The 23992-nt window shown below is 71.9% G+C and carries 18 protein-coding genes; 8 read left to right on the top strand and 10 right to left on the bottom strand.

What is annotated here, in order from left to right; translation table 11 throughout:
- Positions 1–39: 39 nt before the first annotated feature.
- Positions 40–975: a LysR family transcriptional regulator gene (locus ACI2K4_RS10955; RefSeq protein WP_404510324.1), complete on the bottom strand. Its 936-nt coding sequence runs from the start codon at positions 973–975 to the stop codon at positions 40–42.
- Between the two features lie 71 nt (positions 976–1046).
- Between ACI2K4_RS10955 and ACI2K4_RS10950 the strand changes: the two genes are divergently transcribed.
- Genes ACI2K4_RS10950 through ACI2K4_RS10940 form a run of 3 tightly spaced genes read left to right on the top strand, consistent with a single transcriptional unit; the run spans position 1047 to position 4434 of the window.
- Positions 1047–1733 (top strand): succinate dehydrogenase cytochrome b subunit, encoded by a 687-nt coding sequence (locus ACI2K4_RS10950; RefSeq protein WP_404510265.1) that lies wholly within the window; start codon positions 1047–1049, stop codon positions 1731–1733.
- Positions 1734–1735: 2 nt separating this feature from the next.
- Positions 1736–3673, top strand: coding sequence for a fumarate reductase/succinate dehydrogenase flavoprotein subunit (locus ACI2K4_RS10945; RefSeq protein ID WP_404510323.1), 1938 nt, complete (start codon positions 1736–1738; stop codon positions 3671–3673).
- A complete protein-coding gene (locus ACI2K4_RS10940) occupies positions 3670–4434 on the top strand; it encodes a succinate dehydrogenase/fumarate reductase iron-sulfur subunit (protein WP_404510264.1) in 765 nt (254 codons plus the stop codon). Before ACI2K4_RS10945 ends, ACI2K4_RS10940 begins: the two co-directional genes overlap by 4 nt.
- A 58-nt stretch (positions 4435–4492) precedes the next feature.
- Here the strand turns inward: ACI2K4_RS10940 and ACI2K4_RS10935 are convergent, their stop codons facing one another.
- The gene (locus tag ACI2K4_RS10935) at positions 4493–6856 is read right to left on the bottom strand and encodes a putative bifunctional diguanylate cyclase/phosphodiesterase (RefSeq protein ID WP_404510263.1); all 2364 of its coding nucleotides are present in this window, start codon (positions 6854–6856) and stop codon (positions 4493–4495) included.
- A gap of 292 nt (positions 6857–7148) precedes the next feature.
- Between ACI2K4_RS10935 and ACI2K4_RS10930 the strand changes: the two genes are divergently transcribed.
- Complete coding sequence (locus tag ACI2K4_RS10930; RefSeq protein ID WP_404510322.1) at positions 7149–8228, top strand: MBL fold metallo-hydrolase; 1080 nt, start codon at positions 7149–7151, stop codon at positions 8226–8228.
- A 77-nt stretch (positions 8229–8305) separates the two neighbouring features.
- Here the strand turns inward: ACI2K4_RS10930 and ACI2K4_RS10925 are convergent, their stop codons facing one another.
- Positions 8306–9817 carry a deoxyguanosinetriphosphate triphosphohydrolase family protein gene (locus ACI2K4_RS10925; RefSeq protein WP_404510262.1) on the bottom strand — a complete coding sequence of 504 codons (1512 nt, stop codon included), beginning with the start codon at positions 9815–9817 and terminating at the stop codon, positions 8306–8308.
- 62 nt (positions 9818–9879) lie between these two features.
- On the bottom strand, positions 9880–11382 hold the full coding sequence (locus ACI2K4_RS10920) for an APC family permease (protein WP_404510261.1): 1503 nt from the start codon (positions 11380–11382) through the stop codon (positions 9880–9882).
- Positions 11383–11621: 239 nt separating this feature from the next.
- On the opposite strand from ACI2K4_RS10920, the gene ACI2K4_RS10915 reads away from it, so the two are divergent.
- Both ACI2K4_RS10915 and ACI2K4_RS10910 read left to right on the top strand, forming a co-directional pair.
- Positions 11622–12275 (top strand): GPP34 family phosphoprotein, encoded by a 654-nt coding sequence (locus tag ACI2K4_RS10915; RefSeq protein ID WP_404510260.1) that lies wholly within the window; start codon positions 11622–11624, stop codon positions 12273–12275.
- A gap of 133 nt (positions 12276–12408) precedes the next feature.
- Positions 12409–14808, top strand: coding sequence for a Tex family protein (locus tag ACI2K4_RS10910; protein ID WP_404510259.1), 2400 nt, complete (start codon positions 12409–12411; stop codon positions 14806–14808).
- A gap of 127 nt (positions 14809–14935) precedes the next feature.
- Here the strand turns inward: ACI2K4_RS10910 and ACI2K4_RS10905 are convergent, their stop codons facing one another.
- Both ACI2K4_RS10905 and ACI2K4_RS10900 read right to left on the bottom strand, forming a co-directional pair.
- Positions 14936–15739, bottom strand: a complete 804-nt coding sequence (locus ACI2K4_RS10905; protein WP_404510258.1) for an aminotransferase class IV family protein — start codon at positions 15737–15739, stop codon at positions 14936–14938.
- 95 nt (positions 15740–15834) lie between these two features.
- Positions 15835–16026 (bottom strand): hypothetical protein, encoded by a 192-nt coding sequence (locus ACI2K4_RS10900; protein WP_404510257.1) that lies wholly within the window; start codon positions 16024–16026, stop codon positions 15835–15837.
- Positions 16027–16195: 169 nt separating this feature from the next.
- Here ACI2K4_RS10900 and ACI2K4_RS10895 point away from each other — a divergent pair, with 169 nt between their 5' ends.
- Together ACI2K4_RS10895 and ACI2K4_RS10890 are read left to right on the top strand one after the other, a co-directional pair.
- Positions 16196–16924, top strand: a complete 729-nt coding sequence (locus ACI2K4_RS10895) for a response regulator transcription factor (protein ID WP_404510256.1) — start codon at positions 16196–16198, stop codon at positions 16922–16924.
- Positions 16921–18687 carry a sensor histidine kinase gene (locus ACI2K4_RS10890; protein WP_404510255.1) on the top strand — a complete coding sequence of 589 codons (1767 nt, stop codon included), beginning with the start codon at positions 16921–16923 and terminating at the stop codon, positions 18685–18687. Before ACI2K4_RS10895 ends, ACI2K4_RS10890 begins: the two co-directional genes overlap by 4 nt.
- 1 nt (position 18688) lies before the next feature.
- On the opposite strand, the gene ACI2K4_RS10885 is transcribed toward ACI2K4_RS10890, so the two are convergent.
- From ACI2K4_RS10885 to ACI2K4_RS10870, 4 genes are read right to left on the bottom strand one after another with little or no spacing between them, the layout of a single operon-like run.
- On the bottom strand, positions 18689–20329 hold the full coding sequence (locus ACI2K4_RS10885; protein WP_404510254.1) for a hypothetical protein: 1641 nt from the start codon (positions 20327–20329) through the stop codon (positions 18689–18691).
- Complete coding sequence (locus ACI2K4_RS10880) at positions 20326–21519, bottom strand: glycosyltransferase family 4 protein (protein WP_404510253.1); 1194 nt, start codon at positions 21517–21519, stop codon at positions 20326–20328. The genes ACI2K4_RS10885 and ACI2K4_RS10880 overlap by 4 nt, the downstream gene beginning before the upstream one ends.
- Positions 21516–22718 (bottom strand): glycosyltransferase, encoded by a 1203-nt coding sequence (locus ACI2K4_RS10875; RefSeq protein WP_404510252.1) that lies wholly within the window; start codon positions 22716–22718, stop codon positions 21516–21518. Before ACI2K4_RS10875 ends, ACI2K4_RS10880 begins: the two co-directional genes overlap by 4 nt.
- Positions 22715–23980, bottom strand: a complete 1266-nt coding sequence (locus tag ACI2K4_RS10870; RefSeq protein ID WP_404510251.1) for a glycosyltransferase — start codon at positions 23978–23980, stop codon at positions 22715–22717. The genes ACI2K4_RS10875 and ACI2K4_RS10870 overlap by 4 nt, the downstream gene beginning before the upstream one ends.
- Between the last annotated feature and the right edge of the window lie 12 nt (positions 23981–23992).

Raw genomic sequence — 23992 nt, 5'->3', positions numbered from 1 at the left:
TGAACCGGACCGACGACCTGAACCGGACCGACGACCGGGCTACAGCGGTTCGACGCCGGGCGGGAGTGCGCCCTGTTCGGCGGCGGTGCGCACGTAGTTGAGCAGGATCCCGCGCAGCGCCCGGGCGGCGTGCGTCGGTACGGCTTCGCGGCGGCGGGCCAGCGCGATGGTCCGCCGTACGCCGGGCGGGGCCAGTTGGGTGACCCGGATCCTGGGTCGTCGGGCCACCACGATGCCGGGCACCAGGGCCACGCCGAGTCCCGCCTCGACAAAGCTGAGCACGGCGTCCATCTCGCCGCCGTCGACCGCCAGCGCGGGTTCGAAACCGGCGTCCCGGCACGCCGCGAGGGTGACGTCGCGCAGGTCGTACCCTTCGCGGAACATGACCATCGGCTGGTCGCGCAGGTCGACCAGGCGCAGGGTGCCCATCGGGGTGGCCTGCGGCAACGGGTCGAGCGAGGCGACCACCAGGCTCTCCCGGAGGATCGGCTCGACCCGCAGCGCGGGATCGGGGCCGGGCGCCGGCTGGATGATCAGGGCCAGGTCGAGTTCGCCCCGGAGCAGGTCCCGGACCAGGTCTTGTGAGCCGCCCTCCTCCACCCGCAGGTCGACGTTCGGGTGGGCGTCGCGGAACCGGCGCAACACCTGCGGGGCGAGCGAGGTGACCAGGCTCGGCGTGGCGCCGAGCCGAACCCGACCCCGCCGTACGCCGACCAGCTCCTGCACCTCGCCCCGGGCCGCCTCGACGTCGGCGAGGATCCGTTTGGCCAGGGGTAGCAGGACCTCTCCGGCGGCGGTGAGGGTGATGTTTCCCCGGATCCGGTCGAAGAGCGGGGCGCCGAGATCAACTTCCAGGGCGTGAATTTGCTTACTCAGCGAGGGCTGGGTGATGCCGACAATATCGGCCGCCTGGGTGAAATGCCGGTTTTCTGCGACCGCTACGAAGTACCGCAACTGGTGGAGCTGCACTTGTATAGCCTACAGCTATCGACACTGCGGCTTCGATGCATTGGACGACTAATCACAGCTCTCCTAGCGTCGGTCAGGTGGCAGTAGAAACGCGTTCGCCGGTCCGCTCATCGGTCGGCAAGAAGGCAGTGATGGCGGTGACGGGCATCCTGCTGGTGCTCTTCCTCATCGCGCACATGATCGGCAACCTCAAGATCTTCTTCGGCGCGCACTCGTTCGACCACTACGCGCACTGGCTGCGGACCATCGGTACGCCGCTGCTGCCCGAGGTCTGGTACCTCTGGCTCCAGCGCGGCGCGCTCACCATCGCCCTGCTGCTGCACATCTGGGCGGCGACCTCGCTCGCCGTGGCGGCCCGGAAGGCCCGCCCGGTCCGGTACGTCCACCGCAAGCCCGTACAGGCCAGCTACGCGGCCCGGACCATGCGCTGGGGCGGGGTGATCATCCTGCTCTTCGTGGTCTACCACCTGCTCGATCTGACCACCGGAACGCTCAACCCGGTCGGCGACCCGCGCCGCCCGTACGCGAACGTGGTCGCCGACTTCGCCCCGGAACGCTGGTACGTGACCCTGGTCTACACCCTGGCCATCGTCGCGCTCGGCTTCCACCTGCGGCACGGTTTGTTCAGTGCCTTCCGCAGCCTCGGCCAGCAGTCACCGAAGGGCGAGCGCCGGGCCCGTGCCACCGCACTCGCCTTCGCCGTCGTGCTCTGCGGCGGCTACCTGCTGGTTCCCTTCGCCGTACTAGCCGGATGGGTGGCATGACCATGGAGATGTTCAGCATCGGCGAGCCCATCGCCGACACGTTGGCGCCGGACGGGCCGATCGAGACCCGCTGGGAACGTCGTCGCTTCGAGGCCAAGCTGGTCAACCCGGCGAACCGGCGCAAGCTCACGGTGCTGGTCGTCGGCACCGGGCTGGCCGGCGGGTCGGCCGCCGCCACGCTGGCCGAACTCGGCTACCGGGTGAAGTCCTACTGCTACCAGGACAGCCCGCGCCGGGCCCACTCGATCGCCGCCCAGGGCGGCATCAACGCGGCGAAGAACTACCGCAACGACGGTGACTCCGTACACCGGTTGTTCTACGACACGGTCAAGGGCGGCGACTTCCGCGCCCGCGAGTCGAACGTGCACCGGCTCGCCGAGGTCTCGGTGAACATCATCGACCAGGCGGTGGCCCAGGGGGTGCCGTTCGCCCGCGAGTACGGCGGGCTGCTCGACACCCGTTCGTTCGGCGGTGCGCAGGTGCAGCGCACCTTCTACGCCCGGGGCCAGACGGGTCAGCAGCTCCTGCTCGGGGCGTACCAGGCGCTGGAACGGCAGGTGGCGCTCGGCCGGGTCGAGATGCACACCCGGCACGAGATGCTGGAGCTGATCGTGGTCGACGGCCGGGCCCGGGGCATCGTCGTACGCGACCTGCTCACCGGCGAGATCAGCACCGAGTACGCGGACGCCGTGGTGCTCGCCTCCGGCGGGTACGGCAACGTCTTCTACCTCTCCACCAACGCCAAGGGCTGCAACGTCACCGCGACCTGGCGGGCGCACCGCAAGGGCGCGTACTTCGCCAATCCCTGCTACACCCAGATCCACCCGACCTGCATCCCGGTCTCCGGCGACCACCAGTCGAAGCTGACCCTGATGAGCGAGTCACTGCGCAACGACGGCCGGGTCTGGGTGCCGAAGCAGGCGCGCGACGACCGCAACCCGGCCGACATCCCGGAGGACGAGCGGGACTACTTCCTGGAGCGGATGTACCCCGCCTTCGGCAACCTGGTCCCCCGGGACATCGCCTCCCGGGCGGCGAAGAACGTCTGCGACTCGGGGCACGGGGTCGGCCCGACCGGGCTCGGCGTCTACCTCGACTTCGCCGACGCGATCAACCGGCTCGGCCGGCACACCGTCGAGGAGCGGTACGGCAACCTCTTCGAGATGTACGAACGGATCACCGGCGAGAACCCGTACCAGGTGCCGATGCGGATCTATCCCGCCGTGCACTACACCATGGGCGGGCTCTGGGTCGACTACGACCTCCAGGCCACCATCCCCGGCCTGTTCGTCATCGGTGAGGCGAACTTCTCCGACCACGGCGCCAACCGGCTCGGCGCCTCCGCGCTGATGCAGGGCCTGGCCGACGGCTACTTCGTGCTGCCGAACACCATTGCGAACTACCTCTCCGCCGGACCGTTCGAGCCGATCGACGACAACCACCCCGAGGTGGTCGCCGCGCGGGGCGACGTCGAGGACCGGCTGGCCCGGCTGCTCGCGGTCAACGGAGACCGTACGGTCGACTCGTTCCACCGCGAGCTGGGTCAGATCATGTGGGAACACTGCGGGATGGAACGTACCGACGCCGGGCTGCGCAAGGCGATCGAGCAGATCCGGGCCCTGCGCGAGCAGTACTGGCGCCGGGTCAAGGTCTCGGGTGACGCCGAGGGCATCAACCAGTCGCTGGAGAAGGCCGGTCGGGTGGCCGACTTCTTCGAGTTGGCCGAGCTGATGTGCGTCGACGCGCTGCACCGTACCGAGTCCTGCGGCGGGCACTTCCGGGCCGAGAGCCAGACCCCGGAGGGCGAGGCGCAGCGCGACGACGAGCACTTCAGCTACGTCGCGGCCTGGGAGTTCAACGGCGCCGACCGCCCACCGGTGCTGCACCGGGAAGACCTCAACTTCGAGTACGTCCACCCCAGCCAGCGGAGTTACAAGTGAATCTGACCCTGCGCATCTGGCGACAGTCCGGACCGGCCGATCCCGGCCGGATGGTCTCCTACCAGGTCGACGACGTCTCCCCCGACATGTCGTTCCTGGAGATGCTCGACGTGCTCAACGAGCGCCTGATCCTCGACGGGGCGGAACCGGTGGCGTTCGACCACGACTGCCGGGAGGGCATCTGCGGTGCCTGCGGCATGGTGGTCAACGGCGTACCGCACGGTCCGGAGCCGGCGACGACCGTCTGTCAACTGCACATGCGGCACTTCTCCGACGGGCAGACCATCGACATCGAGCCGTGGCGGGCCCGTGCCTTCCCGGTGGTGAAGGACCTGGTGGTCGACCGGAGCGCGTTCGACCGGATCATCGCGGCCGGCGGTTACATCTCGGTGCCGACCGGCAGCGCGCCGGAGGCGCACAGCCAGCCGGTGCCGAAGTCGGACGCCGACGCGGCGTTCGAGTCGGCCGCCTGCATCGGCTGCGGCGCCTGCGTCGCGGCCTGCCCTAACGGCTCCTCGATGCTGTTCACGGCGGCCAAGGTGACCCACCTGAGCCTGCTTCCGCAGGGACAGCCGGAGCGCAACGGCCGGGTGCTCGGCATGGTGACGCAGCAGGATCTGGAGGGCTTCGGCGGCTGCACCAACATGGGCGAGTGCACCGCGGTCTGTCCCAAGGGCATCCCGCTCTCCACCATCGGCCGGCTCAACCGCGACTACCTCAAGGCGGCCAGCCGGCGCGGCGGCGAACCCGGCACCGACTGAGGTGTAAGGAAGGGCCCCTTATTAACGCATAGCGTTAATAAGGGGCCCTTCCTTACGCTCAAACGGCGAGGCCGGACCAGCGTTGTACGAAGACCTCGGGCGGGACCGGGCCGTCCCAGAGCCGCCCCTGGCCGTACAGCACACCCAGGGTCTCCAGCACCTGGCGCTGGGTCGGGGTCTCCACCCCCTCGGCGACCACGCTGAGCCGCAGGGCGCTGCTCATGGCTACCACGGCCCGGACGATCTCCTCGTCCTCCGGGTTGCCGCCGAGCCCGTCGACAAACGCCCGGTCGACCTTGACCCCGGTGACCGGGTGACGTCGCAGGTAGCCGAGCGCGGAGTAGCCGGTGCCGAAGTCGTCGACCACCACCCGTACGCCCATCCGGCGCAGTTGCGCCAGAACCTGGTCGGTCACGGTGGCGGTGTCGACCATCACCGACTCGGTTATCTCCAGCACCACCACCCGGGCCGGCAGATCGTGGCGGGTCAGCGCGTCGGCCAACAGCCTCGGCAGGGCGGCGTCACGCAGTTGCCGGGGCGAGACGTTGACCGAGAGCCAGAACTGGTCGTCCACCACACCGGCGTCGCGCCAGCCGGCGAGTTGCCGCAGCGACTCGTCGAGCACCCAGCCGCCGATCTCGGCGATCAGGCCGGTGTCCTCGGCGATGGAGATGAAGTCGACCGGGGAGACCGCGCCCCGTACCGGGTGGTCCCAGCGGATCAGCGCCTCCGCGCCGACCAGGCGCCCGTCGCTGAGCTCGACGATCGGTTGGTAGACCAGGTGGAGCTGGTGCCTGGCCAGGGCGTGGCGGAGGGCGAACTCGATCTCGACCCGTTCGCGTACCCGGTCGCGCATTGAGGTGTCGAACAGCGCCCAGTTGCCCGGCCCCTCGGCCTTCGCGTGGTACATCGCCACGTCCGCGTCCCGCATCAGCGACTCGGCGGTCACCGGGGCCGCCTCGTGCTGGGCCGGGGTTGCCGCGGTGGGCAGGCCGCCGGTGCTGCCACCCCTGCGTTGGGCCACCCGGCCGGCCGCGCCGCCCGCCGCGCCGACGGTGACGCCGGCCAGGCCGACCGAGGTGTTCACCACCACCTCCACGCCGCCCACCTGGAGCGGTACGGCGAACGAGGCGAGGATCCGTTCGGCCAGCGCGACCGCCTCGTCGCGGTCGGCGCCGAGCACGATCACGAACTCGTCCCCGCCGACCCGGGCCACCGTGGCCGGGGCCGGTACCAGCGCCCGTAGCCGCCGGCCGACCTCGACGATGAGCTGGTCCCCGGTGTCGTGCCCCCACGAGTCGTTGACCATCTTGAAACCGTCGAGGTCGAGGAAATAGACCCAGATCGCGTCGTACGTGGCCGAGGTCCCGCCGAGCAGCCGGCTGACCTTGCGGGAGAGCGCGAGCCGGTTGGGCAGCCCGGTGAGCGGGTCGTGGGTGGCGTGGTGCTCGTACCGGCGCTGGGCGGTGGCGTAGCCCTGCACGGCGGAGACCGCGCGGGTCAGCAGCAACGCCACCATCGCCGCCCCGGCCAGCGCCGGCACCAGCCGTTCGGCCAGCGTCGGCTCGCGCAGCAGCGCGGTCAGCACGAACGGCGCGGCCAGGGCCGGGCAGATCAGCACCAGTCTCGGCCAGGACCAGGCCTGCACCGGCGGCGGCGTGGCCCGGCCGAGGTAGACCACCGAGGGGTGCAACGCGGCGGCACCGGCCAGCGCGAACGCGAGGAGGAAGGGCAGGTCGACGATCGGCGCCGCGGGCAGGGTGGCCACCAGCCCGACGATCGCGTACGCCAGGTCGCCGACGAGCAGCGCGGTCATCATGCCGACCAGCAGCCAGAAGCTGGGCCGCCGGGCGGCCGTGGTGAAGGCCAGGTTGACCAGCAGGAGCAGCAGCACCACGTCGAAGATCGGGTACGCCCCGGCGAGCGCCGACACCATCGCCGGGCGGCCCTGCATCGAGGCGGCCGGCATGCTCAGCAGCAGCACCGAGGCGCAGGCGGCACCGAGACAGACGATCAGACCGTCGATCACGGCGTGACGTTGCAGTCCGCCCCTGGCCCGCAGCAGGCCGCCGATGCCGGCGATCAGGACGAGGTAACCGGGCACGGTGAACGCGTCGGCGGTCAGCACCGACAGGCCGGTCCGGTCGGTGGCCCAGGGGCGGATCAGCACGCCGACCAGGAACAGGACGCTGGCCGCGCTGAGCAGGTGCCAGGGGTGTCGCGGGGCGGCCCGGTGCCAACGCGGCCCCATCACCAGAGCGACGGCCGTACCGCTTCCCACCAGGGCGAGCAGCACGACGGAGAGCCACTCGGCGAGGTCGGCCACGTAGAGCGCGGCGAGGGCGGTCCCGGCGGCGAGGTACGTCAGCGAGCCGAACGCCGGTGTCCGTGCGGAACGGGCACGCGGAGCCGAGCGTCGCATCGAGATCGCCCCCCGCGTGGATCCTTCCGTCGCCTGGTCGACAAGCAGGCGCATCACGCTACCAACCGGATCATCCTAGGTACCGTAGATGATCGACTGGAGTTCGCCAGCCGATCGGACGGCTACTTCCCCTACCGGGAGGTCGACCGGCACCGGCCGCATGCCGCCGGTCACGACAAGCGAGGATGTCCGAGTGACGCGTGGGCGGGGTGGAGACGTACTGGGCCGGGTCGGGACCGGTCGGGTGGCAGCGCGGCGCCGCTGGCGGCGACGGGCCGGGGCGGCGCTCGCCCTGACCGCGGTCGGAGCCGCGGTCTGGGCGGTCCGGGACATCCCGTTGGCGCTCGGCGCCGGCGCCAGCGGCGACCGGGCGGCCCGGCTGCGCGCGTCCCCGCAGTTCGAGGGCGACGGGTTCCGCAACCAGGCGACCACCCGGGCCGTGATGGCCGAATCCGGGCGCAACGTGCTGTTCCAGTTCCTCTTCGGTGGTCACCGGCGCAAGCCCGCCGACCCGGTCCCGCTGGTCGCCGCGGGACCGGCCGACCGGGCTGACGCGTCGCCCGGAGAACTCGGCGTGATCTGGTACGGCCACGCCTCCGCCCTGCTGGAGATCGAGGGGCGGCGGGTGCTGGTCGACCCGATGTGGAGCGAGCGGTGCTCCCCGTCGAGGCTGGTGGGGCCGCGCCGCCTGCACCCCGCCCCGGTCGGCCTGGACACACTACCCACGGTCGACGCCATCCTCATCTCCCACGACCACTACGACCACCTCGACCTGGTCACCGTACGCGGGTTGCTGCGGCTCCAGACGGCCCCGTTCCTGGTCCCGCTCGGCGTCGGTGCCCACCTCGCCCGGTGGGGCGTACCGGACTCGCGGATCATCGAGCTGGACTGGTCGGAGAGCGTCGAACTGGCCGGGCTGCGCTTCACCGCCACGGCGGCCCAGCACTTCTCCGGGCGGGCGTTCACCCGCAACCGGACCCTGTGGGGGTCGTGGGTGGTCGCCGGGCCGACCCGCCGGGTCTTCTACTCCGGCGACTCCGGCTACTTCTCCGGCTACGCCGAGATCGGGCGCCAACACGGTCCGTTCGACGTCACGCTCATCCAGGTCGGCGCGTACGCCCCGGCCTGGCCCGAGATCCACATGTTCCCGGAGGAGGCGGTCACCGCCCACCTGGACCTCCGTGGGGACCTGCTGATCCCGGTGCACTGGGCGACGTTCAACCTGGCCGTGCACTCGTGGGCCGAACCGGTCGACCGGTTGTGGCGGGAGGCGAAGGCGCGGGGCGTCCGGCTGGCCGTGCCTCGCCCCGGCGAGCGGGTGGTGGTCGACCTGCCGCCGCCGGTGGACGGCTGGTGGCAGGAGATCGTCTGAGCCGGCTCGGCGTGGCTCGGGCCGGCTCGGCGCGCGGACCCCCGCTGGCCCGGCGCGACGACCCCGACCGGCTCGGCTCAGAGCACGAACGCGTCGGTCCAGAGCTGCCCCGACCGGCCGGAGAGGGCATCCAGCAACGCCACCGCCTGACCGTCGGTCAGCGAGGCGACGAAGTCGACGATCGCCCGGCCGCGCGCCTTGGCCGCCCGGTCGGCCGTACGCGGGTGCAGCTCGGCCTCGGCCAGCTCGATCAGGTCGTGCAGTCGGCGTGGCAGGCGGGCCACCTCCCGGGGGTCGAGAATCCAGTCGAGCAGGGCCTCCACCAGGGTGTCCAGCAGCCGGGCCTGACCACGCTGGTGCAGCGCGAGGTCGGGCCGGGCGAGCACGAACTGGTGGTGGACGAACTTGAGCACCTGCACCTCGTGCCACTGCGGCCGGGCCAACAGCACGTGTCCGGACCGCATCGGCGGGTCGGGCACCACCGTGATCGCGTCCACCAGCCGTCGGGTCCACCGGGCGGAGAACCGGGAGACGCCCTGCTCGGCCTCGATCGAACCGTCGAAGGGCGCGGAGAGCAGGCCGTCGACCAGTTCCAGGCGTACGTGTTCGACCGCGTCCGCGAAGGCCCGGTCGTCGCTGACCCAGGCGTCCTTGCGGTGCAGTTGCCGGCGCAGCCGTTCGATCGAGGCGCCCGGGCGGCGTGACCCGTGCTCGAGGATCGCGTCGGTCATCGACCGGAACTGGGCGCTTTCCCGCTGCCAGCCGAGCAACTCGGCGGCGACCGCGCCCTGGCGCAGCACGCCCACCCGGTGGAAGTCCTCCACGTCGTGGATCGCGTACGCGATGTCGTCGGCGGTGTCCATCACCGACGCCTCGACGGTCTGCTGCCAGTCGGCGATCCGCCCGGCGAACGGCGCCCGTGCCTGCCGCAGGTCCTCGACCTCGGTGCTGTACGCGCCGAACTTGGCCGAACCGCTCTCCGGCTCCTCCGGTGGCGGGGTCGCCCCGCGCGGCGGCGGGTCGAACTGTCGGGGATGCGGGTCCGGGTAACCCGACCGGGTCCACGGGTATTTCAGGATGGCGGCCCGGACGGCGGCGGTGAGGTCCAGGCCGATGGTCGCCATGCCCCGGATCTCCGTGCTGGTGACGATCCGGTACGACTGCGCGTTGCCCTCGAACCCGTCGGCCAGGCCGAGCCGTTGCCGGGCGACCCGGTCGAGCACCTGTTCGCCCAGGTGCCCGAACGGCGGGTGCCCCAGGTCGTGGGCGAGCGCCGCCGCCTCCACCACGTCCGGGTCACAGCCGCCGAGCTTGTCGAGCAGGTCCCGGTAGCGCTCGTCACCGACCAGCCGCTCGGCGATCGCCCGACCGACCTGGGCGACCTTGAGGCTGTGCGTCAGCCGGTTGTGTACGAGCAGGCCGGAGCCGCCCGGACTGATCACCTGGGTGACCCCGCCGAGCCGGGCGAGGAAGGGCGAGCTGACGATCCGGTCCCGGTCGGCCCGGAACGGGCTGGCGGCGAGGTCGCCCAGTTCGGCGGCGCTGCCCCCGAACAGCCGCCGGGCCCGCGGATCGACCGAAGACTCCATGATCCGACGCTAGCCCAGCCCGGGCCGCGCGGTGTGCGCAGCCCCGACGAAGCCCGTACCGGTCAGGTCGACGCGGCGGCTCGGCGGGTGCCGCCGGCCGGCACCGGGGCCGGGGCCGGTTCGAGCGCACCGCCACCGACCCGGGCGTAGATCTCCGGCTGCGACGACCGGAGCGCGAGCCCCCAGAACAGACCGGCCAACGCGACCAGCGCCACCAGACCGGGCAGCAGACCACGCAGGTAGGCCGGTGTGCCGGGGGCGAGCAACGCCCCGAAGTCGGCCAGCAGCAGGACCAGCAGGACGCTCAGCCCCATGGTGGCGAGCGTCGGCGCGACCAGCCGCTGCCACCGGGCCCGTGCGCTGTCCGGCCGGCTGTTGAAGAAGTGGAGTACGGCCACCGAGGTCAGGGTCAGCAGCAGCAGTACGCCGACCGCGCCCACCCCGCCGAGCCAGGTGAACAGTTCGGTGACCGGATCCCGCCCGGTGACGGCGAAGACGAGCAGCACCACCAGGGCCAGGCCGGTCTGGACCAGCGAGGCGGCGACCGGGGCGCCGGTACGGACGCCGACCCGACCGAGTCGGGCGGGCAGCACCCGCTCGAACCCCAGCCCGTAGAGCTGGCGGGCCACCGCGTGGTGCCCGGCGAGCAGGGCGGCCAGTACGGCGGTGCCGAGCAGGGCCTGGGCGACGACGGCCAGCACCGCCCCACCGTGCCGGGCGAGAATGTCGGCGACCAGTCCCGGCCCGGCGACGGCGGCCACCGTCGAGGTGTTCTCCGGCCCGGTGGCAACGGTGAACGCCCAGGCGCAGAGCGCGTAGCAGGTGCCGGTCGCGACAACCGACAGGTAGGTGGCGCGGGCGACGGTGCGCCTGGGGTCGGTCACCTCGGCGCGGTGGGCCGGCGCCGACTCGACGCCGACGAACGAGATCGTGCCCAGGGCCAGCACCGCGCCGAGACCGGCCACCGAGAGGCTGCCCGGGTCGAGGCCGGTGGCACTCGTCCGGCCACCGGCCGGATTGGCGATCGCGAACACCACGAGGGTGGCCAGCACGAGCAATTCCAGGACCAGGAATACGGTGACAACCGTCCCGGAGAGCTCCCACCGGAGTACGCCGAGCAGACCGACCACCGCCCAGGCCACCAACGCCCAGATCCACCAGTCGAGTACGAGTGAAAATTCCACGCCGGCGAAGTCCGCGAGAATCGCACCGGCGAGTCCGTACAGACCGATCTGGATCGCGTTGTACGCCAGCAGGCCGACAAAAGCGGCGGAGACCGCACCGGCCCGGCCGAGCCCTTTCGCGACGTACGAGGAGAAGGCACCCGGGTTCGGCACGTACCGGCTCATCGCGGTGTAGCCGACGGCGAAGACGGCGAGCACGATCGTCAGCACCAGGAAGCAGAACGCGGCGCCGGTGTTGCCGCTGACCGCGTACATGATGGGCATGACGCCACCGACCGCCGTCAGCGGCGCGGCGGCGGCGGTGGCGTAGGTCGCGAGCCGTCCGGCCCCCAGTCGGCCGGGGCGGGGCGGGTTACCGGGGACGGGCGGCTCGGTTGGCATGTGCGGTCGCTCCTGGCCGGTCAAAACATTGTCGATCGACAATCAGCAGAGGTTATGGCCGTTTTCGCCGGGCGACAAGTTTGTACGGGCATCCGACAGTTTCCGGCCCGCTGGGTCCATTGCCCGACGCAACTACCACGAACGGGTTGAGCGCCGTCATTCCTTGCCGTAGCGTCCTGCATCAACACGCGGAGCTACCGAAGCGTCACGACGGTACCGGGCGGGGCCGGAGACGAGCCATGAACAAGTTCCTGGGCGATACCGAACGACTCGCCGATGAGCTGTTCCTCATCGGACACGACGACTACAACGGGCGTCCTCTGGCCGCCGCGAACCTGCTCGACGCCGCCCTGGCCGGTGCGATCCTCGCCGAACTCGCCCTGGCCGGGCGGATCACCATCACCCGGGGCGAGGTCTTCGTCGCCGACAACCGGGCCTGGCAGGATCCGGTCGCGGACCGGGCGCTGGGCGAGATGGTCCGGTACGGCGACGGATACGACGCCCGGGGCTGGCTGGAGTTCATCCTCCCCCAGGTCCGGGAACAGGTCGGCCTCCGGCTGGTCAGCGCGGGCGCGCTGCGCCGGGAGAGCAGACGCGGCCTGACCCTGCGGATGACCGTACGCTGGCCCGGCCGGGACCCGAACCGGGTGGCCGCGCCCCGGGTCCGGCTCGCCGCCGTGTTGGAGCGCTCGGACCAGCCGTTGGACATCCGCAACGCGACCCTGGCCGCGTTGGTCCGGGCCGGCGGCATGCTCCGGGTGCTGGGCCTGCCCGAGCACGCGGTGGCACAACGGATCTCGGCCGCCCGGCGGCTGCTGCCGCCCGCGCTGGCCGACCTGCTCGCCGCGGTGGACGCGACCGTCGCCACCACCACCCTCCGCCCCCGCCGGTAAGGAAGGGCCCCTTATTAACGCTATAGCGTTAATAAGGGGCCCTTCCTTACCCCTCGGGCGGGTGGTGCGGCGCGGACGGGGGGTGCGCGGCACAATGCGTACGTAACCCACCCGGAGAAGGCGGACCAGGATCGTGACGACGTCTGTTCATCAGCGGATCGCCGAGGAGCTCGGTGTACGTGAGCGGCAGGTAGCCGCCGCCGTCGAGCTACTCGACGGCGGGGCGACCGTGCCCTTCATCGCCCGCTACCGCAAGGAAGTCACCGAGATGCTCGACGACGCGCAGTTGCGCACGCTCGAGGAGCGGCTGCGCTACCTGCGGGAGTTGGAGGAACGGCGGTCGGCCATCCTGGAGTCGATCCGGACCCAGGGCAAGCTGGACGAGGCGCTCGAAGCGCAGATCATGGCGGCCGACTCGAAGGCCCGGCTGGAGGACATCTACCTGCCGTACAAGCCGAAGCGCCGGACCCGGGCCCAGATCGCCCGGGAGGCCGGGCTGGAGCCGCTGGCCGACCAGCTTCTCGCCGACCCGGGACTCGACCCGCGTACCACCGCGACCGCCTTCGTCGACGCCGAGAAGGGCGTGGCCGACCCGACCGCCGCGCTCGACGGCGCGCGGGCGATCCTGGTCGAGCGGTTCGCCGAGGACGCCGACCTGATCGGCTCGCTGCGTGAGCAGATGTGGTCGCGGGGGCGGCTGGCCGCCAAGGTACGCGACGGGCAGCAGGACGCCGGGGCCAAGTTCTCCGACTACTTCGACTTCACCGAGCCGTACACCCGGGTCGCCTCGCACCGGCTGCTGGCTATGTTCCGGGGTGAGAAGGAGGGCGTGCTCGACCTGAGCATGGAGCCCGAGGAGGTTCCGGAGGACGAGACCGCCCCGGTCGGCCCGACCCGGTACGAGTTGGAGATCGGCGCCCGGTTCGGGGTCGCCGACCGGGGTCGCCCGGCCGACCGGTGGCTGACCGACACGGTGCGCTGGGCGTGGCGCACCCGGATCCTCATCCACCTCGGCGCCGACCTGCGGATGCGGCTCTGGCAGGCGGCCGAGGACGAGTCCGTACGCGTCTTCGCCACCAACCTGCGCGACCTGCTGCTCGCCGCGCCGGCCGGCAGCCGTACCACGATGGGCCTGGACCCCGGGGTGCGTACCGGTGTGAAGGTGGCCGTGGTCGACGCGACCGGCAAGGTGCTGGCGACCGACACGGTCTACCCGCACGAGCCGCGCCGCCAGTGGGACCAGTCGATCGACACGCTGGCCCGGCTGGCCCGCGCCCACGCGGTGGAGTTGGTCGCGATCGGCAACGGCACCGCGTCCCGGGAGACGGACAAGCTCGCCGGTGACCTGATCAAGCTGCACCCGGGGCTGAACCTGACCAAGGTGATGGTCTCCGAGGCCGGCGCGTCGGTCTACTCCGCGTCCGCGTACGCCTCGCAGGAACTGCCCGGGTTGGACGTCTCGCTGCGCGGCGCGGTCTCGATCGCCCGCCGGCTCCAGGACCCGTTGGCCGAGCTGGTCAAGATCGAACCGCGCTCGATCGGCGTCGGGCAGTACCAGCACGACCTCTCCGAGGTGAAGCTCTCCCGATCGCTGGACGCGGTGGTGGAGGACTGCGTGAACGGCGTCGGGGTCGACGTGAACACCGCCTCCGCGCCGCTGCTCGCCCGGGTCTCCGGAATCGGCACCGGGCTGGCGGAGAACATCGTGCTGCACCGGGACACCAACGGCCCGTTCCGCACCCGCCGGGCGCTCAAGGAGGTCCCCCGGCTCGGGCCGAAGGCGTTCGAGCAGTGCGCCGGCTTCCTGCGCATCCCCGGCGGCGACGACCCGCTGGACGCCTCGGCGGTGCACCCGGAGTCGTACCCGGTGGTCCGGCGGATCCTGGCCAGCACCGGCGGCGACGTCGGCTCGCTGATCGGCAGGAGCGCGGTGCTGCGGGCGCTCAAGCCGACCGACTTCGTCGACGAGAACTTCGGGCTGCCGACCGTCACCGACATCATCGGCGAGTTGGAGAAGCCCGGTCGCGACCCCCGGCCGGCGTTCCGGACCGCGACCTTCGCCGAGGGGATCGAGAAGATCGGCGACCTGACCCCCGGCCTGCTGCTGGAGGGCGTGGTCACCAACGTCGCCGCGTTCGGCGCCTTTGTCGACATCGGTGTGCACCAGGACGGGCTGGTGCACGTCTCGGCGATGTCGAACACGTTTGTCAAGGACCCCCGGGACGTGGTCAAGTCCGGTGACGTGGTCCGGGTCAAGGTGCTCGACGTGGACGTACCACGCAAGCGGATCTCGCTCACCCTGCGGCTGGAGGACGAGACCACGCCGGGCGCTCCGCGTACCGGTGGCGGTGACCGCCGGGACCGTCCGGCGGGTGACCGCCGGGACCGGGGCGGCGCCGACCGGGGCGGTTCCCGTGGCGGCGGCCAGTCCCGGCAGGGTCGCGGCGGTTCCGCGCCGGCACCCGGTGGTGCGATGGCGGACGCGTTGCGCCGGGCCGGACTCGACAAGGGCCTGGGCGGCTCCGGCCGCTGACCCGCCCGAACCAGTCGAACCCGCCCACCGCGACGCGTCGCGGTGGGCGGGCCTCGTTCCACCCCCTGGCGTACGGTCCGCCAATGGTCGACGGCGGGCGTGCCGCCTGGCGGGCGGAGCACCGCGGCTACGGCGCGGTGAGCGGTTCGGCGCGGTGGGCCTCGTGCAGCAGATCCACGAAGGACGGTGCTTCGGGCAGGGGTACGGCGCCGATCCGGCGTACCGCGACACCCGGCGTCCACGAGTTCATCACCACGGCACCGGCCAACGTCGGCAGTTCGGCGAGCGTGATCTCCGCGACGCGCTGGGGAACGCCGAGCCGGTCGAGTTGCCGCCGTACGATGCCCATCGTGGTCCCGACCAGCATCTCGGCCTCCGGCCAGACCACCGCGCCGCCGTCCCAGAAGGCCAGATTCCAGATCGACCCCTCGCTGAGCCGGCCCCGCCGGTCGACGAACGCGGCATCGTCGAAACCCTCTTCGACGGCCCGCCGGAGGAAGTACGTCTTCGCCACCTCGCCGACGTGTTTCACCTCCGGCAGAACCCGTTCGTGCTCGACCACCGCCAGTGCCAACGGGCCCGCCGGACCGGTCGCCGCCGGGCCGGTACGGACCAGCACCTCGGGTTCGACGGCGGCGCCGTCCGGGGTGAACTCGCCGACCGGCGAGTAGACCGTGGCCAGCAGCGACAGGTCGGCCGGGCCGGACTCGACCGCCGCCCGCAAATAGGAGCGCACCCGGTCGTCGGGCAGCGCCCGACCGAACATCGCCACCGAGGCGACCCGCAACCGGTCGAGGTGCAGGTCGAGCCCTCGGATCCGACCCCCGCGCACCTGCGCGGCGGTGAAGTGGGCGTATCCGGCAAAGGCGAGTGGCGTCAGGTCCGAGACGGTTGCGGCCCGGCCGTTACGTCGGACAACGAAGGAGGTCATGCCTCCAACGTAGGGTCTGATACCGATGTGAACCTCAAGCACGGATGAGAGAGATCACACGAGGAGCTACGAACCCGCCACCTGAAGATCACCCGTCAGACGGCAGGTTCGGACGACAGCGCGTACGCGTCGTCGGGTGTCGCCGAGCGGCGGTCACCGGCGGCCGCCTCGGCCCGACGGACCGCCAGCGTTACCCCGATCCGGCGCCGGGCAGCTCGCCGCCAGCGCTCATCGTGGCTGGTCACGTGGCCTGTGCCAGGGCTGCCCGGTGGCTGAGGTACCGACATGCCGGATACCGTAGGGAGCCGGATGTGAAGAACCGATCAAGAAGCGGTTGTCTCGTCGTGCGTCGAATCGGACGCCGGGTGCCATACGGCTTCCGCATCCCGTCTTCACGAGTACTTAACGGGTCACGGGTTGAATTCCTCCGACCGCTACCCGTCAGGATGAGGAGTCATGGGCGCACGGATCCTGGTCGCCGAGGACGACCGTAAGCAGGCGAACCTCGTTCGGATCTACCTCGAACGGGAGGGACACAGCGTCCTGCTGGTCGGCGACGGCCGGGCGGCGATCGAGCAGGTCCGGGCCCGCCGACCCGACCTGGTCGTGCTCGACGTGATGATGCCGGTGGTCGACGGGCTGGACGTGTGCCGGGTGCTCCGGGCCGAGTCCGACCTGCCGATCCTGCTGCTCACCGCCCGTACCACCGAGGACGACATCCTGCTCGGGCTCGACCTGGGCGCCGACGACTACCTGACCAAGCCGTACAGCCCACGGGAACTCGCCGCCCGGGTACGGGCACTGCTGCGCCGGGCCGGGGTGGTCAGCGCGGGCGGCCAGGCGGTGCTCCGGGTGGGCGGGCTGGAGATCGACGCGGGCCGGTTCGAGGTACGGATCGACGGTCGGCCGGTCACGCTCACCGCCAAGGAGTTCGGCATCCTGGAGGTGTTGGCCAGTGAGCCGGGTCGGGCGTTCACCCGGGCACAGATCATCGACCGGGCCTTTGGTTTCGACCACTACGTACTGGAACGCACGGTTGACGTACACGTGATGAACCTGCGGCGCAAGATCGAAACCGACGCGACCGAACCCCGGTACGTCCAGACCGTCTTCGGCCGTGGCTACCGCCTCTCGGACCAGGAGACAACACCGGCGCCGGCCGCCACGGCGACGGCCGTACCGTGAGCTTCCGGTTCCGGGTGCTGGGACTGGTCATGCTCGTCGCGCTGAGCGCGACCGCCGCGACCGCCTGGCTGACCCTGCGCCAGGCCCGGGAACAGGTGACCGCCTCGGCCAGCGCCGACCAGGTCCAGATCGACACGATCAGCTCCGCGCTCACGGAGTACGCCAGCAAGCAGGGCACCTGGGAGTTGGTGGCCGACCTGGTCGGGCGGTTGCACCGGGACACCGGGCAACGGATCCACCTGGAGTCGGACCTCGGTGTGCTGGTGGACACCGACACCCAACTGAACCCCGACCGGGCCTTCCGGCCGTTGGGACCACTCACCGCCGTGATCAACCCCCGGCCGACCCTCTCCCTCGAAGGTCGGGTGGCCGACCCGGTCGCCGCCACCACGCAGGCGATCGGTACCTACCGTTCCGGTGTGCTGCTCGCCGCCTGCCTGACCCGCAACGGCCTGGGCGTGGCGAGCACCACCGGCCCGTACGGGGTGCCGAACTTCGTGGCGACCCCGGATGCCGCGAAGCTGGGCGGGCCGACGGTGAAGAACTGCTACACCGCCGCCGAGGAGGGCACCCGGAACTTCGAGGTCGACCGGGGGCGGGCCGAGAGCTGCGTGGCCACGGAGGCATCGGGGCTGCCCCGCCTTCCCGACGGCGTCCGTCCGTCGACTCCCATCGATCCCAAGAAGCTCGGTCCGGAGACCGGGGACGGCTCCGGGACGGCCGCGCCCACCATGGTTTCGGAGACCACCCTCACCTGCCTCACCCAGGTCTTCAACCTCCAGATCAACGACGTCGCGCCGCAGCCGGTCCGGCTGTACCTCGGCGCGAAGAGCGACCCGGCGGCGGCGGTGAGCACCGCTCCGATCCTGGCCGGGGTCGCCGGGGTGGCCGGGATCGCGATCCTCTGCACCGCGCTGCTCAGCCACCGGGTGCTCCGCCCGATCGGCCGGCTCACCTCGGCCGCCCAGCGGCTCGGCCGGGGTGACCTCTCCGGCCGGGTGCCGATCGAGGGCCGGGACGAGCTGGCCGAGTTGGGGCGCTCGTTCAACCAGATGGCCGACTCGCTGCAACGCGGTGAGGAACGTCAGCGCCGGCTGGTGGCCGACGTCGCGCACGAACTGCGCAGCCCGCTGGCCAACCTGCGGGGTTACCTGGAGGCGCTCAAGGACGGGGTGATCACACCGGACCCGGAGTTGTTCGCCTCCCTGCACGAGGAGGCGGTGCTGCAACAGCGGATCGTCGACGACCTGCAGGAACTGGCCCTGGCCGAGGCCGGCACGCTGGCGTACCACCGGGTCCACATCGATCTCGCCGACCTGCTGGAGACCTGCCGTACCGCCCACCTGGCGCTGGCCGAGTCGGCCGGGATCAGCCTCCAGGTCTTCGCCGAACCGGTCGTGGTCCACGCCGACCCGGACCGCCTGCGCCAGGTGCTGGGCAATCTCATCACCAACGCGCTGCGGGCCACCGCCGCCGGGGGCCACCTCAACCTGTACGCGGCGCGTTCCGCGTCGGGTGCGCTGGTCCGGGTGGCCGACGACGGGTCGGGGATCGCCGCCGACGCGCTGCCACACGTCTTCGACCGGTTCTGGCGGGCGGACTCGGCCCGGGGGCGCGGCACCGGCGGCAGCGGGCTCGGCCTCGCCATCACCAAGCAGATCGTCACCGACCACGGTGGCACGATCAGCGTGGCCAGCGAACTCGGCGTCGGTACGACGTTCACCATCGTGCTGCCCATCCCGGTCGACAGCACCCCGCGCTGACCTACCGGAGCACCCGCAGGTCGGTTCGCGCGTGCGCACCCCGACCCGGTCGCCGGAAACCCGGGCCGGTCGCCGCCGACCGTTTCACCGCCAGCGCGAGCAGCACCACCGATGCCAGCGGCACGAACCGCCCGAGCAGGAAGACCACGATGTTGTCCAGGTCACTGCTGAGCACCAGTACGGTGGCCACGCCGAGCGCCGGGGCGAGCAGCTTCGGCACCAGGTCCGGTTGGTCCCGGGCCCGCCGGTAGAACCGCCGGGACCAGCGTACGAGCAGCCCGAGCGGGATGAACGACAGCGGCGCGCCGAGCACCCCGAAGTTCAGCATCGCCTCACCGCCGATGCCGTAGATCCGGGTGGCCCACTGGCCGGTGTCCCGGTCGTAACTGCCCGGCCCGAGCAGCACCTCGGTGCCGACCACCAGCTTGCTGTCGGGCCGCTCGGGCAGCAGCCAACCCGGTGCCAGCAGCGTGACCGCGCCGAGGTACGTGACGCCGTAGCCGAGGTCGCCCTCCCCGTGCCGCTTGCGTTCCAGCAGCACCGCCTGCATGTCCGCCCGGGCGAGGTCGTTGAGCAGGACCTTCGGCAGGTCCCGCCCGGTCTCCGAGGAGAGCTCCTCGATGCTGCGGTCACCGCGTACGACGTCGACGACCTCGACCCCGGCGCTCTTGTAGAGGCCGTAGACGTACATGAAGAGCACGAAGATCACGCCGCAGACCAGTAGCGCCCTGCGGGAGATGGCGAAGACAACCAGGTGGACCAGGATCAGCGCGAGCAGGACCGGCCAGACGGTGTTGCTCCGGCTTCCGCGCAAGCCCCCGACCAGGAACTGGACCACGGCGAGGGAGACCAGCAGCCACACCACCAGGGAACGCCGCCGGGCCAGTGTCTCCCGCCACCGGACCAGCACCAGCGCGAAGGCGATCAACGGGAACGACTCGGCGAGCATGAGCAGCCAGCCCATGCCGGTGAGCGCCTCCCGGTCCTGCGTCATCACCGCGAGGAAGCCGCTCAGGCCGCCGAACATGATGATCTCCACCCCGAACGCCAGCACGCCGGCCGCGACGGCGATCGAGCCGACCAGGTAGAACCGGGATACGTTGAGCTGCCCGCCCCAGGCGCTGTGCCGCCCGCGTACGGGAAACGACAGCAACCACCGGTAGACCAGCAGCCCGACCATGTTCATGATGGCCATCACGCCGAGCGCGTCGCGCCACTCCTCGGGCGGGCTGACGAAGAGTCCCCAGTGGTCCAGCGTGACGTGCAGGATCGGGGCCAGGTAGAAGAAGTGCAGCCCGAGCAGGCCGAGCAACGCCTGCGGGTCGAAGATGTCGAACTGCCGGCGGATCCAGCCGACCACGTCGAGCCCGATCAGCACCCCGCAGCCGGCGACCGGGAGCATGAACCAGTGCTGCAACCGGGCGTCGAACACCACCAGCACCAGGCTGACCGCCGCCACGGCGCCACCGGCCAGGGCCCAGGTGAGGGTGTCCGGCCCGATCCGGCCCGCCGCACGGCGGTTGCCCCGCCGGCCCGCGACGGACCGGCTGCCCGGCAGGGCCGGACGGGGGGTCCCCGGCGCCCGCACGGCGTCGACCGTCGGGCTGGCCCGACCGCCCGCTCCCGCCTGTCGCAACCTCATCGCCGGCCCACCGTCCAGAGCGCTCGCCACCGCGCGACGGCGTTGTCCAGCAGGAACGGCGAGTTGCGCAGGCTGGCCCGGATCTCGTCGCGGGCCACCGGTCCGAGTTGGATCTGGGTCACCACCGAGTCGGCCCACCGGTGCGGTCCGTCGGCGAGCGGCAGCAGGGCCAGCCCGCGTACGAGCGGTTCGACCTCGCGCAGGCACGGCAGGTCGGTCGCGACCACCGGAACCCCGGCGGCGAGTGCCTCCAGCACCACTCCCGGCAGTCCCTCGCGCCGGGACGGCAGCAGGAGCACGTCGGTCGCGGCCAGCACCGAGGCGATCTCGTCGGTCTCACCGGCGAGCACCACCAGTGGGTCGTCGACGATCTCCGGGTGTGCCCCGAGCAGGTCGTCGGCACCGCCCGGCCCGACCACGAAGAGCCGGGCGTCCGGCCACCGGGCCCGGACCGCGCGGTGCACCTCGACCAGGAAGGGACGGTTCTTCTCCGGCGACGACCGCCCCAGGTACGCGAGCACCGGTACGTCCGTCGGCAACTGCCAGTGCGACCTGGCCGCCGCCCGCTCCCAGCCACCGACCCGGTTCGGGTTCACACTGTTGTAGAGCACCCGGTAGCGCTCGTCCCCGGACGGCGGGCCGGCGAGCCGCAGCGCGGCGGCGGTCACGCCCACCACGTCCGTGGCGACCCGGCGCAGCAGCCACCGCAGCACCGACCGGCGCAGCCGCCGGGCCCGGCTGTCCCGGCGGCCGTCGCCCTCGCTCCACATCCGGGCTATCCGCACCGGCACCCCGGCGAGCCTGGCCACCAGCAGGATCACCGCGCTGGTCAGGCTGACGTGCGAGACCACCGCGTCCGGGCGCAGCTCGCGCAGCCGACGCCAGAGCCTGGTCCCGAACGTACGCAGCGGAGCGACGGGGCACTGCTCCACCCGGGCCCCGCTGACCCGGAACTCGGCGGCCAGGCTCCCCTCCCGCCCGTTGAGCGTGATGAAGATCTGCTCCACCTCGGTCGGCGGGATCGCCCGGCACAGGTCGAGCGAGACGGTCTCCGCACCGCCCCGGTCGAGCCAGCCGATCACGTGCGCCACCCGTACCGGGTGCTCGGTGGTCGGTTGTGGGCGCTGGTCGGGGACGGGCTTGCCGGCACCGCCACGGGCGTCGTCGCGTCGGGTGGGTGAGCTGGTCACGTGCGACCTCCGACCGGCGTACGGCGGGCGGCGGTGTCCCGGACCGTACGGTAGAACCGATCCCGGCGCGGGCGCAGCGAGTCGACCGAGTAGTCCCGGGCCCGGTCCAGGTTCCGGGCGGACGCGGCGCCCAGCCGCGCCGGGTCGGCGAGGAACCGCCGGATCGCGGCGGCCAGGGCGAACGGGTCGTCCGGCGGCACCAGGTCCTCCCTCACGAGTAGTTCCGGGATGCCACCGACGGTGGTGCCGATCGCGGGCAGACCACGCGCCATGCCCTCGATCAGCACCCGGGGCAGCCCTTCGGTACGCGACGGCACCACCATCAGGTCCGCCGCGTCGAGGCGTCGACGTACGGCCGGGCCGGCGGGGACGGTGCCGGTGAAGGTGACCCGGTCGGCCAGCCCCGCCTCGGCCGCCAGCCGCTCCAGCCGGGGCCGGAAGCGACCGTCGCCGACGTGGAGCAGGCGAGGTGCCTCGCCGTCGGCGGCGAGCCGGGCCAGCGCCTCGATCAGCGTGTCGATGCCCTTGTAGAGCTGGTCCAGCGAGCCGATCGAGATCAACGTGCCGGGTCGGGGCGGCTGGTCGATCCACCGTGGTTCGGGGACAAACGCCTCCTCGGGAAGGTCCACGCTGGAGTACGCGGTGCTGACCGCGCCGGGCCGGCTCGGGTAACGGGCCTGGAGGTGCCGCTCGGTCACGTACGCGACCGCGCCGGCGGAGCGGCACAGGTGGCGCAACCGGGTGGTGCCCCAGTGGCGCAGGAACGGGCGCAACGGGTGCTCCACCACCCCGGGGGCGAAGACGTCGTACGGGTCGCCGACCACCTCGATCGCGTACGGCAGCCGCTGCCGCTCGCGCCAGCCGGCGAGCATCAGACCGGTGGGCGACGGCACCCGCAGGATGACCGCGTCACCGGGCTGGGCGGCGGCGCGTACCGCCTGCCGGATCGAACGCCAGCGGGCGAGGTACTGCCGTGGCCCCACGTAGTGCGGCACCGGCCAGAGTTCGACCCCGGGGCCGTCGACCCGGTACGCACCGGCCGGCGGCTGGTCCACCCGGTGCAGCCGGGCCACCACCCGTACGGTGTCGAACGCGGCCAGGTAACGGCTGAAGAACGGGTACGCCGGACCGTCCGGGGTCCAGACCGAACCGTCGGGGGCGCGGGAGAACCGGGTCTCGGTGGTCACCACCACTCTCATCGCGTACGCACCCCCGCCGCCGTACGCTCCACGATGTCCGCGATCGTCTCGGCCGCCGGCCCGTGGTCGAAGAACTTGACCATGCGGTCCCGGGCTGCCTCGCCCCGCCGGGCCAGCTCACCGGCCTCGAACTCGCGGTACGCCGCCGCCAGCGCCGCCTCCAGTGGCGCCACCTCGCCGGCCGGCACCACCCAACCGCTGGCCGGGTCGACCACCTCGGGCAGCCCACCGGCGTCGCTGACGATGCTCGGCAGTCCCATCGCGCCCGCCTCGACCGGGGCGCCGTGCCCCTCCGACAGCGACGGGCTGACGCTGAGGTCGGCCGCGTTGTAGTACGGGCGTACCTCGGTCACCGACTCCAGCCAGGTCACGCTCGGGTCGGTGTCGACCCCGAACCGGCGGATCAGCTCGCGCCGGTGCGTCTCGCCGACCGGGGAGAACCCGGCGCCGATCAGCAGCAGGTGGGCGCGGGGATGCCGGGCCTGGAACGCCTGCCAGGCCGGCAACAGGACGTCGTGCCCCTTGATCCCCCGCCCGTTGTACGTCAGCCGCTTCGGCGCGTACACGTAGGCGACCATGACCACGAGGAACGTCTCCTGCGCCAGCCCGAGTTCGGTGCGGATCGCGGCGCGCAGCTCGGCCGAGGTCGGCCCCGCCGGTTCGGGCTCGGCCGGGTGGCCGGGCTTCACCCCGGAGCGCTGCCGCGCCGCCTGACGCTGCTGGGCGGCGTAGTGCCGCCGGCTGAAGTGCGCGGTGTCGATGCCGGGGGTGGTCGCCGGCCGGCGCGACGGCGGCACGCCGAGCGCGGCGTACTGCCCGGAGGTGTACTCGGTGCCGCAGATGATCACGTCGTCCGCGCGCCAGAGCCAGCGTTCGACCGTCCGGATCACCCGGGACTCCAGGAACAGCGGTCCGACGACCATGTGCACCCGGCCGAGGCGGAGCCCGACCGAGGCGAACCGGGCGGCGAGCGCCGGGGCGTATAGGTGGTACTTCACGATGTCCAGGCGCAGGTCGCGCAGGAGCCGCCGCAGCCGCCAGAGGTCACGCAGGGTCGCCGGACCGGGCCGGAACCGGAAGTCGAACGGCGACTCGACCACCTCGAAACCTCGTCGGGTGAGTTCGGTCGGAAGCGGTCCCGGTCCCGGCGGGAGCACCACCACCACGTAATGGCCACGGCGGCGGAGCTCCTCCACCTGGGGGAGCATCCACCGGCCGCTCTGGCGGTGTTTGAACAGGATGGCTATGCGCAGTCCTGCCACTGGCTGTCCTCT

It is taken from the genome of Micromonospora sp. NPDC050397, from assembly GCF_044901685.1.
In the GTDB taxonomy this organism is placed as follows: domain Bacteria; phylum Actinomycetota; class Actinomycetes; order Mycobacteriales; family Micromonosporaceae; genus Micromonospora_G.
The sequence above is the reverse complement of the archived record's forward strand: the minus strand, read 5'-3'. Positions and strand labels throughout refer to the sequence as shown.

Excerpts from the sequence above, each read along its gene's own strand:
- ACI2K4_RS10905 (WP_404510258.1), bottom strand. The coding sequence starts at position 15,739 with ATGACCTCCTTCGTTGTCCGACGTAACGGCCGGGCCGCAACCGTCTCG.
- ACI2K4_RS10920 (WP_404510261.1), bottom strand. The coding sequence starts at position 11,382 with ATGCCAACCGAGCCGCCCGTCCCCGGTAACCCGCCCCGCCCCGGCCGA.
- ACI2K4_RS10900 (WP_404510257.1), bottom strand. The coding sequence starts at position 16,026 with ATGTCGGTACCTCAGCCACCGGGCAGCCCTGGCACAGGCCACGTGACC.
- ACI2K4_RS10915 (WP_404510260.1), top strand. The coding sequence starts at position 11,622 with ATGAACAAGTTCCTGGGCGATACCGAACGACTCGCCGATGAGCTGTTC.
- ACI2K4_RS10945 (WP_404510323.1), top strand. The coding sequence starts at position 1,736 with ATGGAGATGTTCAGCATCGGCGAGCCCATCGCCGACACGTTGGCGCCG.
- ACI2K4_RS10885 (WP_404510254.1), bottom strand. The coding sequence starts at position 20,329 with ATGAGGTTGCGACAGGCGGGAGCGGGCGGTCGGGCCAGCCCGACGGTC.
- ACI2K4_RS10875 (WP_404510252.1), bottom strand. The coding sequence starts at position 22,718 with ATGAGAGTGGTGGTGACCACCGAGACCCGGTTCTCCCGCGCCCCCGAC.
- ACI2K4_RS10895 (WP_404510256.1), top strand. The coding sequence starts at position 16,196 with ATGGGCGCACGGATCCTGGTCGCCGAGGACGACCGTAAGCAGGCGAAC.
- ACI2K4_RS10935 (WP_404510263.1), bottom strand. The coding sequence starts at position 6,856 with ATGCGACGCTCGGCTCCGCGTGCCCGTTCCGCACGGACACCGGCGTTC.
- ACI2K4_RS10925 (WP_404510262.1), bottom strand. The coding sequence starts at position 9,817 with ATGGAGTCTTCGGTCGATCCGCGGGCCCGGCGGCTGTTCGGGGGCAGC.